At 61.4% G+C, this 12363-nt stretch carries 13 protein-coding genes; 3 read left to right on the forward strand and 10 right to left on the reverse strand.

The genetic code is table 11. From position 1 onward, the window contains the following. Position 1: 1 nt before the first annotated feature. Entirely contained in the window at positions 2-889 is an 888-nt protein-coding gene (locus ABI796_RS20040) for an intradiol ring-cleavage dioxygenase (protein WP_141282989.1), read from the reverse strand. Positions 890-1052: 163 nt separating this feature from the next. Between ABI796_RS20040 and ABI796_RS20045 the strand changes: the two genes are divergently transcribed. The 3 genes from ABI796_RS20045 to ABI796_RS20055 are packed head-to-tail and all read left to right on the forward strand — an operon-like array spanning position 1053 to position 3046. Then, a complete protein-coding gene (locus ABI796_RS20045; protein ID WP_141282988.1) occupies positions 1053-1502 on the forward strand; it encodes a hypothetical protein in 450 nt (149 codons plus the stop codon). Then, a complete protein-coding gene (locus tag ABI796_RS20050) occupies positions 1499-2239 on the forward strand; it encodes a cyclase family protein (RefSeq protein ID WP_141282987.1) in 741 nt (246 codons plus the stop codon). The genes ABI796_RS20045 and ABI796_RS20050 overlap by 4 nt, the downstream gene beginning before the upstream one ends. Before the next feature lie 36 nt (positions 2240-2275). Next, positions 2276-3046: an IclR family transcriptional regulator gene (locus ABI796_RS20055; protein WP_141282986.1), complete on the forward strand. Its 771-nt coding sequence runs from the start codon at positions 2276-2278 to the stop codon at positions 3044-3046. On the opposite strand, the gene ABI796_RS20060 is transcribed toward ABI796_RS20055, so the two are convergent. The 9 genes from ABI796_RS20060 to ABI796_RS20100 form a co-directional block, all read right to left on the reverse strand. Continuing rightward, positions 2993-3778 (reverse strand): IclR family transcriptional regulator, encoded by a 786-nt coding sequence (locus ABI796_RS20060; protein ID WP_141282985.1) that lies wholly within the window; start codon positions 3776-3778, stop codon positions 2993-2995. The genes ABI796_RS20055 and ABI796_RS20060 overlap by 54 nt on opposite strands. Before the next feature lie 133 nt (positions 3779-3911). Continuing rightward, on the reverse strand, positions 3912-5354 hold the full coding sequence (locus tag ABI796_RS20065) for an amino acid permease (RefSeq protein WP_141282984.1): 1443 nt from the start codon (positions 5352-5354) through the stop codon (positions 3912-3914). Between the two features lie 156 nt (positions 5355-5510). Further along, entirely contained in the window at positions 5511-6044 is a 534-nt protein-coding gene (locus tag ABI796_RS20070) for an RNA polymerase sigma factor (RefSeq protein ID WP_141282983.1), read from the reverse strand. Next, positions 6041-6805, reverse strand: a complete 765-nt coding sequence (locus tag ABI796_RS20075) for a hypothetical protein (RefSeq protein ID WP_141282982.1) — start codon at positions 6803-6805, stop codon at positions 6041-6043. Before ABI796_RS20075 ends, ABI796_RS20070 begins: the two co-directional genes overlap by 4 nt. A gap of 92 nt (positions 6806-6897) precedes the next feature. Continuing rightward, positions 6898-7590: a response regulator transcription factor gene (locus ABI796_RS20080; protein ID WP_141282981.1), complete on the reverse strand. Its 693-nt coding sequence runs from the start codon at positions 7588-7590 to the stop codon at positions 6898-6900. After that, positions 7587-8876, reverse strand: a complete 1290-nt coding sequence (locus ABI796_RS20085; protein ID WP_141282980.1) for a histidine kinase — start codon at positions 8874-8876, stop codon at positions 7587-7589. Before ABI796_RS20085 ends, ABI796_RS20080 begins: the two co-directional genes overlap by 4 nt. A gap of 26 nt (positions 8877-8902) precedes the next feature. Then, on the reverse strand, positions 8903-9754 hold the full coding sequence (locus ABI796_RS20090) for an ABC transporter permease (RefSeq protein ID WP_141282979.1): 852 nt from the start codon (positions 9752-9754) through the stop codon (positions 8903-8905). Positions 9755-9756: 2 nt separating this feature from the next. Further along, positions 9757-10701 carry an ABC transporter ATP-binding protein gene (locus ABI796_RS20095; RefSeq protein WP_141282978.1) on the reverse strand — a complete coding sequence of 315 codons (945 nt, stop codon included), beginning with the start codon at positions 10699-10701 and terminating at the stop codon, positions 9757-9759. 146 nt (positions 10702-10847) lie between these two features. Continuing rightward, a complete protein-coding gene (locus ABI796_RS20100) occupies positions 10848-12350 on the reverse strand; it encodes a bifunctional phosphatase PAP2/diacylglycerol kinase family protein (protein ID WP_141282977.1) in 1503 nt (500 codons plus the stop codon). Positions 12351-12363 lie beyond the last annotated feature (13 nt).

The following is a 12363-nucleotide window of genomic DNA, read 5'->3' on the forward strand; positions in this document are numbered from 1 at the left end:
GCTAAACAGTCACGTTCAGCGCAGCCGTGTAGCCACCAGCCACGGAGCCGGACATAGTCGCCAATTGGTATATTCCCCCGTCGCCCCCAAAGACGTTGTCCGAGGTCAGCGTGGTGTTGGGGAAGTTCCGGGCACTGGACTCGTACCCTTGGCTCGCGTAAACCTCCTTGCAGGCAGACTCAGTCAGGGCGATCTGCGAGACGGCGAGGACCTGGCCGGCGGCCGTGGTGTTGCTCATGGATTCAAATACCTCAAAGTGAATATGTGGCCAGCGGCCGTTGTACGCACCGGGGTAGATGGTGCTGAACGTGAGTTGCCCGTTGGCATCGGCCTCCTGCACACCACGGAGGTAGTTTTCATTCTCCAGGCCGGAATCGTAGAGCGAGTATTTACCGTCCTGATCGCAATGCCAGGCGTACACAGCGGCGCCGGCCAACGGAGCGCAACCGTTGGAATTGTCCAACAGCGTTAACGTAACCGTCAGGGGCACCCCTTCGGCCTTGGTAGTGGACCCGCCAAAGCTGGACCTGATATCCCGACGAACCACGCCGCTTGCCTCCAGCACATTGGGGCCATTGGAACCGTCCGCCGGATAGGGCCCCAGTGTCTCCTCCGGGATTTCCACTCCGCATTCCGCGAAGGCGCGGGTCACCGTGCTGGTGGCGGACGCGGAAGGTGATGCGGCCGCCGTCGTGCTCTCCGTAACTGCAGCGGAAGCGCTGGAAGTGCCCGACGGCGATGCGCCGCCGCCTCCGCCGGTTGGCGTACACGCCGCGAGGGCGGCGGCCGTGCCTGCACCGAACAGGATCCCCAGGCTGCGGCGCCGGCTAAGGAGGGTGGAGAGATCGAACTCGAGGCCGCGGTCATGGTTGGGGTGTGGAGTAGTCATGCATCCATGAAACGCGGCACGCCTATGGGTTGTATATGGGGAAACTGTGTCCTGGCTTAGAGATTCTTTACCTAGCGTGCAATATAAACATTTCCATATGCTTGTTATGCTCATCACATCATGGCACGATGTCTCGAAGACAACTGACGGAAGGGTCGCTGATATGAACATTGAACTCAAGACGGTGCGCAAGCTCCGCATCCACTGGCCCATTCCCACGGAAACCATGACTCGACTGGCCGCCGGCGACCTCCAGGCGTTGCACTCCGACGCCGGCATCAGCGTCCTGCTGAATACCCTCCAGGCCACGCCGGAACTGGGCGGTTTCGGCAACTATCACCACGTCTTCGAATCCTCGGCCGGCTACGAAGGGTTCACTGTGGCGGAAGGGGCCAACCCCACCCTCGGCACTGTGGGCCAGCGGACCATCTCACCCACGTTCGTGTTCACCACCTACTTTGACGACTCCCTGGATCACGGCACCGTCCAACGCCTTGTTCAACGGATTGTGGACATCCATCCGTGGGAAGTGCCGGTCATTGAAGTTTCAGGACCACTCAGCGTTTCCAGCAGTGCCGTAGCCGCTCACACCGAATCAAGGATGGCATCATGAGCTCTCCGCTGTGGCCGGACCTGGCGCCACTTCTCCTCAACAGAACATTCACGGACCTGACCCACGCCTTTCATCCAGGCCAGCCGCACTTTCCCGCCTTTCCCAATGAGACCAGGGAAACTCTCTTCGACCTCGAAAAAGGGGATGGATTTACTGCACACAGGTATTCGATTGTGGGCCAGTGGGGCACCCACGTGGATCCGCCGTCGCACTTTGTCCGCGGCGGGCGGACCCTTGATCAGCTCCCCGTTGAGGAGATGGTTTTGCCGCTGGTGGTCCTGGACATCAGCAGCCGGGTCTCTGCCGATCCGGACGCTACACCCCGTCTCAACGACGTCCTCGAGTGGGAATCGCGCAACGGAGAAATCCCGGCGGGTTCATTCGTGGCCCTTCGCACCGGGTGGAGCCGCAGGTGGCCGGATTCCGCAGCCATGGCCAACCGCGACGACGCCGGAATAAGCCACACCCCGGGATGGTCCCGCGAAGTGTTGGAGTACTTGATCGAAAAACGCGAAGTCACTGCCGTTGGGCACGAACAAACGGACACGGACCCAGGCATGGCCACCTCGCGGAACGATTTCAGCCTGGAAAGCTACGTTCTGGCACAGGACAAATGGCAGATCGAGCTGATGGCCAATCTGGAGCACGTTCCCGAGTCCGGAGCTGCGCTGATGGCAACATGGGCCAAGCCGTTGGAGGGCAGCGGCTTTCCGGCACGGGTCTTCTCCATCCACTAGGCCTGCATGGCACCAACGGGTGGCTAGAATCGACCCATGTCAAAGACCTCCAGCATGGGCCGCGGAATGCTGGCCCTCCTTGCCGTCGGGGAGCGTCACGCAGAAAATTTCGACGGCGGCACGGTGGCGGACATTTCCGCCAGGCTGGGCAAAGACCGCAGTCAAGTCTCCCGAAGCCTGAAAGGGGCCCAGCAGGAAGGTTTCCTGAGGCGGACCGGGCAGCGTGAGTACAGCCTGGACTGGTCAATCCTGACGGACGCTCAACTGGTGACTGAGCAGCGGCTGAAGACCGATGGCCTCACTGCTTTGGAGGGTTTGGCCTCCGAAACCAACGAGGCCTGCTTCCTGGGGGTGCTCAGCGGAAACAGCACCGTGACGATCGGGGAGCAGGTACCCGATAGCGCCAATCTTGTGGGTTCCTGGCTGGGCCGCCCCTACCCCGCCTACTGCAGCGATGCCGGCCAAGCACTCCTCTGGGATGCTTCGGACGAGGAGATCCGCAAGATCCTGGGTGACGTTGAATTCATCAACCACGGACCCAACACCCCGGTTTCAGTGGAAGATTTTCTGGACCGGCTCAACAGGGCGCGGGCGCGCGGATACTCAATAGTGGATGAGGAAGCCGAACCCGGGCTCTACTCCTTGGCAGCGCCCATCAGGGACTTTAAGGGAGAAGTTGCAGCCGCCCTGCAGATTGTTGGCCCCAAGGCCAGGATTGACCCCCAGCGGGAGGCATTTGCCGTAGCTCTGGGCTCATGGCGAGAGTGGCTGGAGGCCCAAGTGGGCGGGCGACCCCAGGCGCAGTGACGTTGCGTGGAGAACCGCGGCAATCTCCGGGGCAGACTCCTCAAGGCTTGACCGGCTTCCCAGGACGCTGAGGGCCGCCACAATCCCGCCGCCAGCCTCGCGCACAGGAACAGCCAACTCCCAAACACCGTGCTCGAACTCTTCGGCAGCCAACACAAAGCCCTGGCGACGGTCGCGTTCCATGAATTCAGCCACCTCCGCGGCCGAATGCGCGGCAGCCGGACCGCCGACGCCGATGAAGTTGACGTCGGCCAGCAGCGACTCAATGTCAGCGGCGGAAGAATCCCACAACAGCGCCCTGCCCGAGCCCGTGCACCACACCGGCGTCACCATGCCCGGCTTGGCGAATCCGCCCAGCACTGAGTTGTTGGTTGACGAGCGCACCAAGAGAACCCGGACGCCGTCGAGCACTGAAAGCCGGGCCCTCAGCCCGAAGGCTGACACCAGCTCCTCCAACTCCGCGCGTGACTGACGCACCCATCCCGCGTTGAGTGAGGCAGCCAGAGCGAAAAACCGCGGCCCGGTACGGAAGGGCCCCCGGTCCACACGCTCGAGCAGGCCCAGATCACACAGTTCCTGAGCCAGGCGGGACACTCGGCTTTGCTCCATGTCCAACTCGGCGGCCAGCTGCGAAACTCCCAGAAGTTGACGGCCCTGCTTCTCACGGTCCGTTACCAAGCGAACAAGACGAAGGCCCTGAGATAGGGACGACGCCTCAGGTGACATATCCACGGATCCGCTCCTTCCACCAAGCGCTCACGCAATTCTCACATGCCGGCGTGAGCGCAGGTCATCAGGGAGTCCTGACACAGCAAGTTCCGCGGCCGGACAGCAAGCCCGGCCGCGGAACTGATGGAAGCCCGGATCAGAGCTGGTTGGCTGCCGCAGACTTCCTGCCATACCGGAAGTGGAAGTACAGGTAACAGGCCGCCACAAAAGGAACACCGAAGTACAGTGCAGCAATCTGGGATGGGTCCAGGGCTATGCCAACGAGGGAGACCAGACAGAGCACAAAGGCCAGGATAGGCACCAAAGGATAGAGCGGTGCTTTGTAGGCAAGATCCGCCACCCGCCCGCCATTGCGGACGAATGCCCTGCGATGGAAGAAGTGGGATGCGGTGATGGACATCCACACACCCACCACGGCAAAACCTGCGATCGAAACGAGGGCCAGATACACAATCTCCGGTGCGGCCACACTGCTGACCAACGATGCCAAGCCGCCAACCATGCTCACGGAAAGGGCTATCAGGGGTATCCCCCGCCGGGTGAGTCGCCTGAAGGCCTTGGGCGCGTGCCCTTCGTCAGCCAATGAATAGAGCATGCGTGCGCACGAGAACAAACCGCTGTTTCCGGCGGACAGAAGCGCTGTGATGATGACGAAGTTCATGATGTCAGCTGCGAACGGGATACCTACGGAAGCAAAGACCGTGACGAAAGGGCTCTCGTCCAAACCCACCTGATCAAACGGTACGGTTGCGGCGATCACGGCGATGGCACCCACAAAGAAGATCAGGAGCCGGATCACCGTGCTGCGCATGGCCTTGGGGATGCTCCGGGCGGGATCCTTGGTTTCTCCGGCTGCCACACCAATAAGTTCCGAGCCGGAGAAGGCATAGAACACTGCCAGCGCCGTCACCAGGACGCCGGAGAATCCATGAGGGAACAGCCCGTCCGGAGTATTGAAGTTCTCAAAGAGGAACGGGTGGCTGGTGGATTCGGACATGGGGTGGAAGCCAAAGAGGGCGGCCCCGCCAAAGATGATCAGGGCGATGATGGCCCCCACCTTGACTATGGAGAACCAGAACTCGGATTCTCCGAAGAACTTGGAGGAAAAGGCGTTGAAGGCGAACAACATGGCAGCGAAGACGAGGCACCACACCCACACTTCAACATCCGGAAACCACCGCTGCATGAGCAATCCGGAGGCTGTGAACTCAGATCCGATTGCTACAGCCCAACAGAGCCAATAAAGCCAGGCCGTGGTAAAGCCGGTTGCCGGACCGATGGAGCGGGAAGCGTAGATGTGAAAAGCGCCGGACACAGGGTAGGCAATGGCCAGTTCACCGAGGCAGGCCATCACCAGGTAGACCACAAAGGCGCCCACCAGATAGGCAAGGACTGCTCCGAGCGGGCCTGCTTGGGAGATGGTGTAGCCGGAGCTGAGGAAGAGCCCTGAACCGATCACCCCGCCCATCGCGATCATGATCAGGTGCCGAGGGCCCATTGACCGGCGCAGCCCGGATTCTGCGGCGATGGGTAGGGCGTCCGAGGGGTGGTCCAGTTTGAGCGGTGCGGAAGATTCCATGTCTTGTCTCCGTTACGTGACAAATGCGAACGGTACGCCGCGGCTGCTGGAGGGAACCACGGCGCTTGTAGTGACGAAGGTAACACAGGATTCGCACTTTGTGAGCGTTAAATGCATTTATGAATGCATATAACGCACACCTCGCTGAAGCCGGTTTCAGTCCCTCCCATCCTGCGCGAGAACCCGCTTGAGTTCTTTCCGGGCCCTGGAATAGCGGGTCCGGGACGCTGTAGGCGAGAGTCCAAGGATCTTCCCAGCCTCGGCCACCCCGAACCCGTCCCAGATGATCAACATGACGAGTTCCCTGTCCATAGGACGAAGCCGGGAAAGCGCTCCGGAGATTGCGTCATCCTGATGATCGGGCGCCTGCGGCTCATGAACCAGCCCCTGACGCAGCTTCTCGGACAATGCTCCCCGGCGGATTTTTCCCCGCCGGTAATTGGCCAGCACGCCTTTGGCCACACCAAAGCTCCAGGCCCGGATTTCTGCAGGCTCCGCGGGCAAGCGGTCACGTTGCCGCCACAGGACCATGAGTAACTCAGAAACACAATCGGCTGCATCCTCCGCAGGGTCAACCCGGCGCACGAAGTAGGCCATGAGCGCCGGAGTCAGGGTGCGGACACAGTCCTCGAATCGGTCTTCCACGGCCACCGGCATTGCAATGTCCTCGCGGGCAGGGAACGGAGTCACTGCTTCAGACCTTTGATCAAGTCCAGGCAGCCCAAAGTCCGGTGGTACTCCTCAACGGTTTCAGCATCACCTGATTCGGCAGCCGCAACGGAGACTTTCATTCGTACCACCACGCCACCTCCGTCAGTGGCTACCGTGGCAGGCCAACTGAGTGACTTCTGGAGAACGGAAACCGCGGCGACTTGTCCTGGCTGATCGCCTTCGGAGTGCCGGTCCAGCCATTCCTCTTCCCAAAGGCACCGGACCACCCACTCATACCGGACAGTTGGCGCTATGTCCTGGGTGATAGTGCCGCTGCCCTGATTATTCTCCTGATACATCTCTGCTTCCTTCAGGGCAGAAGCATCCTTGAGCCGCTCTTCGTCATAGCCCGGAGGCAACGGCAGCGAACCGTACTTGGTTTTGGCGAAGCGCGCGTAGTCAGAAGCAAGCGGGTTGATCCATCGTGAATCCGGGATGTCCAGGTTCCCGGTGGTGCCATCCCCGCTTGATGAAGGAACGGGTGGCGCGTTCTCCACTTCTTCGGTTACGAACCCCATGAACTGCGCTACGGCCGGGGAAGCCACTCCCGCGCCGGCCACAGCTACGGCCCCGGCCACCAGCAGCGAAATCCACCTCCGCCGCCCCTTGTTCATCGACTGACCCTCATCTGCGGCCCGTAAATGCCTTAGGACGTTGTGGGCTGTCTCGGGCTCAAAAGCCCACTTGTTTGCTGGATCTGCCCGGCGCAGCTGCGCATCCAGTTGCTCATCGTCCATCATTCGCCCAACAGTGCGTTCCCGTCCCTAACACCCAATACATGTCCGGACAGGCAGCAAACGTGGCAAGGAAATAAGGACGGGTTGGTTCAGCGTCAGTAATCCGGGTTGCTGGGCACCACGAGCCCGGTTTCGTAGGCGTAAACCACTACCTGCACCCTGTCCCTCAGTTGGAGCTTGCTCAGGATCCGCCGCACGTGCGTCTTCACCGTAGCCTCCGAAAGGAAGAACTTATGCGCTATCTCAGCGTTGGAAAGACCCTCGGCAATGGTGGTGAGGATTTCCGTTTCACGCGGTGTGAGTTCATCCAGAAGCGGGTCGCGGTGCGGAGCAGGCGAATTCCCCGGGACCACGCCGCCGCGAACATACGTTTCCAGCAGACGTTGAGTGACACGCGGTGCCACCACCGCGTCTCCGCTGGCTACAAGGCGCACAGCATGCACCAGTTCGGAAGGGGCAACGTCCTTCAGGAGGAACGCCGATGCCCCGGCCTGCAAGCCGCTGAAGGCGTACTCATCCAAGTCAAAGGTGGTCAGGATGATGACCCTGGCATCGGAGCCTGAATCCGAAATTCGCCGCGTAGCCTCAATGCCGTCCATGCCCGGCATGCGGACGTCCATCAAAACAACGTCCGGTTGCAAGGCCTCCGTTTGGCGAACGGCCTCTATGCCGTCCGAAGCCTCTCCCACAACGTGGAAGTCGTCTTCGCCTTCAAGAATGAGCCGGAAGCCCATCCGCAAGAGCGGCTGATCGTCTACGAGCAGCACTTTGATGGTCTCTTCGGTCATGATTCCCCCTTTTCGCCGTTCCAGCGGAGCTCAGCGTGGACCGCCCAGCCTCCCCTTTTTGCCGGACCGGCAGTAACGATTCCAGCATAAATTCCAGCACGTTCATTCATTCCGGCAATGCCCTGCCCGGTCCCCAGGCTGCCCACGGGTTCACTGCCGCCCTCACGGGTTCCCCGGCCGTCGTCGTAAACGTCAATGGTGACCAAATCGCCGTCGCGAGCCACTTGAACGTCAACGCGGCTGAGCGAGCGCCCGTACCGCAGGACGTTTGTCAGCGACTCCTGGACAATCCGGTAAACGGTCAGTTCAAAGGCCGGATCAGCCGGGAGACCCGGCCCCGTGTGCGCGTAGTGCAGGGGCAGGCCGGCGGTTCGGAAACCGTCCAGAAGTTTGGCCAGGTTTTGCCCGGATTCGAGCGGCGTCAGGGGAGCCGGCCTGCCTGAATCGTCCCGCAGAACGCCGAGTACCCTGCGCATGTCTGCCAAGGCGGCCCTGCCAGTTCTGGACAATTCGCCCAGAACGTCCCCGGCCCGCTGCGGATCCTTCCTCACCACCACTGCGGCACCGTCCGAGAGGCTGATCATCACCGTTAGCGAGTGAGCAACGACGTCGTGCATCTCGCGGGCTATCCTGTTGCGTTCGGTGACCTTGCCCAGCTGCGTTGTCCGCGCCGCCCACGCCGCGATCTCCGCTTCATGCTCCCTGCGTTGGCGCACGGAGATGCCGATGCCCGTTGCAAGGAGATTGGAAAGCATGATGGTCACCGAAGTGGCGATGTTGTTGATGAGGTGGAAGTTCTCCGGAACGTCCTGAAGGGTGTCCATCTGGCTGGGACTCGTCCACATGAACAAGTACAAGAGGCTCAGCGGCAGGCTGGCTGCGGCAAAGACCATCAGTGTCAGAGCGCGCTTCCTGAGCGATGCCACTGCGTAGAGCGCGAACCAAAGACCTGCGGAAACGTTCGAACCCCAGGGGTTGAGGATGGTGGCCGAAATTTCCAGAAGTGCCACCGCAAGAACTACCTGAAGCGGGAATTGCCGCCTGAAGAACAAAGCGGCGGCAATCATCAGGAGTATGGCCACCACAAACCATTTGCCATCAATGGCCGAAGTGATGATGGTGGGCAGCGCCAACAGAACGTAGCAAAGGATCACCACCGCATCCATTGCGCGGGGTCGCTTGTAGAAGTAGCGCCGGATCCGGCCTCTGCGACGCTGGGCGATTTCAGCAAAGGACGCATCGGCCGTGGTGGCCGATGCGTCCCTCATCTGTGGAGCTTCAGTCATGAATTGAGCCTAGACGGCACCCCGTCCTAGACGTCCCGCTTCTGGAGCAAAATCATGGCCAGTGCAACCGGGACAACTACCCAGGCTCCCAGGACCAAGCCTGCCTGCCACGCTTCCAGCGTTTCCGGGACATGCTCGACGGCGGTCAGCGGGCTGATGGTGTTACCGGGAAGGTACTTGCTGGCTTCCTTGAAGAAGTCGCCCGGAATGAGCTGGAAAGCAATCGGTGCCACGAAGAACAGCCCAACGAGGCTCATGATTCCGCCCGCTGAATTGCGAACGATGGTTCCCAGGGCCATACCAATGGCGGCCACGGCTGCTACATAGATGCTGTTGACCAGGAGAAGCTTGACTGATTGGGAGCTGCCCAGATCCAGTTTGAGGTCATAGTTGTCAAGGATGGGCAATGCAACCAAACCTGCGATGTAAGTAGACAAAGCAGTGAGGATGAATGCGCTGACCATGACCACAATGAGCTTGGCCAGGAACGGGATCACTCGCTTGGGAACGGCAGCAAAAGTGGAACGTGCCATGCCCGTAGTGAACTCGGAGCTCATCAGGAGGACGCCCAAGGAGCCGAGGATGAGCTGGGCAAAGACGATGCCTGAGGTTGGAATGGAGACCGCGAGGTCACCACCCTGGGCTGCCACGGCGGCCGCGGCTTCAGGATCGGAGGCCACCTGCTCAGCGAATGACCCTGTGCCCCACGCCCCGAGGGCCGCAAAGCCCACCATCACAAGAGCGGTGCAGGCCAGGAGGATCACGGTGGACATCAGCGTGCGGAACTTGATGAATTCGGAGTTGAGTACGCGGTGGAATGCCGGTCCGGGACCGACGGAGTTACGGATGGACTTGCGGTCCAAAGTGGTGGTGCTCATGTCTATTTCCCTCCGGCCTGAGCGGGTACCGAGGCCCCGGTGGTGATGTGCGAGTGGTATTCGACCTCGTCCTTGGTCAGTTCCATGTAAGCCTCTTCCAGGCTTGCCTGGAGCGGGGTCAGCTCATAGACCATGACCTGGTTCTCCAAGGCCGTCCGGGCAATGCCGCGCGGATCGATCCCCGAGACCTCCAGCAGTTCGCGCTCGTGTGCCTCCACGGAAACGCCGGTTCCGGCAAGGAGCTGCATGAGGCGTTCCGGCTGATCGGTCCGGACGCGGGTGCGTGCCTGTCCCTTGCCGGTGATGATTTCCGCTATGGGCGCGTCTGCGATGATCCGGCCGCGGCCGATCACGATCAGGTGGTCTGCCGTCAGCGCCATCTCGCTCATGAGGTGGCTGGACAGGAACACCGTGCGGCCTTCAGAAGCCAGGTACTTGACGAGGTTGCGGACCCACACCACGCCTTCGGGATCAAGCCCGTTGACCGGCTCATCAAGGATGATGGTTTGCGGATCGCCCAGCAGCGCGGCGGCGATTCCGAGGCGTTGGCCCATTCCAAGTGAGAAGCCCTTGACCTTCTTCTTGGCGACGTCGCCCAGGCCGGTCATCTCGATGACTTCCCGGACACGGCTCTTGGGGATGCTGTGCGTTGCTGCCATGGCAAGAAGATGGTTGTACGCGGTGCGGCTCGTGTGGACAGCCTTTGCATCCAGGAGGGCACCGATCTCCCGCAGTGGCGCCTTGTGTTGCGCGAAAGGCTCACCGTTCACGGTTACCGAGCCCGATGTAGGAGCGTCCAGCCCCATGATCATGCGCATGGTGGTTGACTTGCCGGCACCGTTCGGACCCAGGAAGCCCGTCACCCGTCCAGCTTGGACTGTGAAACTGACGCCGCCCACGGCGGTCTTCTCGCCGTAGACCTTGGTCAGGCCTTTTGCTTCGATCATGGAAGCGTTCCCTCCTCGGAGCACATGTGTGTGCAAGTGAGTTTCGAATGTACTGACAACGCTACTCACGGAAGGGACGCAAATCGCCTGTCTCAGGGATGATTCAGGGTTCAGTCAGGGTAGTCCTAGCGGATGATCCGCGGTGCTCAGGCCTCCGGCAGCGGCGAGTACACCGTGAGCTCCCGGGGCTTTACCGTGAACGTGGCACGACGCACCCCTGGCTTCGGCTCCCCATCGACCGCCAGAACCAACGGCTGCCCTATCGCTTCCACGGTGACCGTAGTGGCCTCGGTCAGATGGGTGACCTTGGACGCGGCAACGGTGCCGGTCACCACTGCCCAGAGCAACCGGGCCCGTGCGAACGGCTCATCCGCAGTGATCATACGGAGATCGAAAACGCCGTCGTCCAGTACCGGCCTGCGCAGAGGTGCATGGTCACTGGGATAGAACCGGCCCCGCCCCATGTAAAGAATCCAGAGCTTGTGCTTCACCCCATCCACCAGGAGCGTGGTGGGGGAGTTCACTCCGAAGGTGCGCAGCGATGCCACAACGCCGGCCAACGGCTTACCCATGGCCGGCTGAAGCCGTTCACGCCGGCGGACCATGTTGGGATAGACGCCCACGCTGGCTGTATTGAGCATCGCCATCTCGCTGGTTTCCGGCGTCTCAGGCAGTCCGCGTTGAACCTCCACATGCCCCAGGTCAACGGAGGCAGCGTGTCCCTTGGTCACGGCATCAATGGCATCCTCGATCGAGCTGGTGCCGAGGTCGCGGGCGAAGTGGTTAAGGGTCCCGCCCGGAAGAACCACGAGCGGCAGTGAATGTTCGACGGCGGCAGCCGCCGCAGAGCCAACCGTTCCGTCACCGCCCCAAACACCTAGCGCCACGGTCCCCGCCCGGGTGGCTGCGGCCTCAATCTCCGCGGCAACGTCTTCCCCTTCGGCTATTTCACGAATATACGCCTTAGGGAATATCTCCTTCAGCAGCTCACCGGTTTCGGGAGTGTAAGAACCGCCCAGGGTGTTCACCGCGATACTCAGCCCCTCGCCGTCGTGAATCGCGGGAGCGTCCGCCGGCGTCCGGCGCGGCTTTGGCTCTGCGGGCCTCGCGGGCCACCATTTACGGGTAAGGAATGCCGCGCCGGCACCCAGGGCCGAGCCGAAGAAGACATCCGAAGGCCAATGGGCACCAGTATGGACGCGGGAGTACGCCACGCCAGCCGCAACGGGGGCCAAAGCCACGCCGGACGCCGGCGAAACTATTCCAGCCCCGACGGCGAATGCCACAGCGGAGGCCGAATGACCCGAGGGCATGGATGAACTGGTGGGCTGTGGATCCACAAAGCGGAACAGCGGCAGATGTTCCGGAAGGGGCCGGGCCCGCGGAAGAGCCTTCTTGAAGATCAGGTTGGTAACCGCCGAGGCTACGCCTAAGGCCAGCACACCATGAAGGGCCGCCCTGCGGGGTTTACCGGGAAAGGTTGCCATAATCCCGGCTATGCCAAACCACAGCTTCCCCTTGGTAGCGGCCGCGGAGAGTCTGCGGAAAAACACATCGTGGTCACCCTGGGGTTGCCGGGATACGGCACGAACCAGGAAATGATCGAATCTGGCAACCCGTTTGGGGCCTTTACCCAAGAAGCCTCGCATCCCATCACCCTAG

Source organism: Paenarthrobacter aurescens (assembly GCF_041549525.1).
Taxonomy (GTDB): Bacteria; Actinomycetota; Actinomycetes; order Actinomycetales; family Micrococcaceae; genus Arthrobacter; species Arthrobacter aurescens.

What these genes read in the sequence shown, in the direction of transcription:
- ABI796_RS20040 (WP_141282989.1), bottom strand. Translation starts at nt 889, where the DNA reads ATGACTACTCCACACCCCAACCATGACCGCGGCCTCGAGTTCGATCTC.
- ABI796_RS20045 (WP_141282988.1), top strand. Translation starts at nt 1,053, where the DNA reads ATGAACATTGAACTCAAGACGGTGCGCAAGCTCCGCATCCACTGGCCC.
- ABI796_RS20050 (WP_141282987.1), top strand. Translation starts at nt 1,499, where the DNA reads ATGAGCTCTCCGCTGTGGCCGGACCTGGCGCCACTTCTCCTCAACAGA.
- ABI796_RS20055 (WP_141282986.1), top strand. Translation starts at nt 2,276, where the DNA reads ATGTCAAAGACCTCCAGCATGGGCCGCGGAATGCTGGCCCTCCTTGCC.
- ABI796_RS20065 (WP_141282984.1), bottom strand. Translation starts at nt 5,354, where the DNA reads ATGGAATCTTCCGCACCGCTCAAACTGGACCACCCCTCGGACGCCCTA.
- ABI796_RS20075 (WP_141282982.1), bottom strand. Translation starts at nt 6,805, where the DNA reads ATGATGGACGATGAGCAACTGGATGCGCAGCTGCGCCGGGCAGATCCA.
- ABI796_RS20080 (WP_141282981.1), bottom strand. Translation starts at nt 7,590, where the DNA reads ATGACCGAAGAGACCATCAAAGTGCTGCTCGTAGACGATCAGCCGCTC.
- ABI796_RS20085 (WP_141282980.1), bottom strand. Translation starts at nt 8,876, where the DNA reads ATGACTGAAGCTCCACAGATGAGGGACGCATCGGCCACCACGGCCGAT.
- ABI796_RS20090 (WP_141282979.1), bottom strand. Translation starts at nt 9,754, where the DNA reads ATGAGCACCACCACTTTGGACCGCAAGTCCATCCGTAACTCCGTCGGT.
- ABI796_RS20095 (WP_141282978.1), bottom strand. Translation starts at nt 10,701, where the DNA reads ATGATCGAAGCAAAAGGCCTGACCAAGGTCTACGGCGAGAAGACCGCC.
- ABI796_RS20100 (WP_141282977.1), bottom strand. Translation starts at nt 12,350, where the DNA reads ATGCGAGGCTTCTTGGGTAAAGGCCCCAAACGGGTTGCCAGATTCGAT.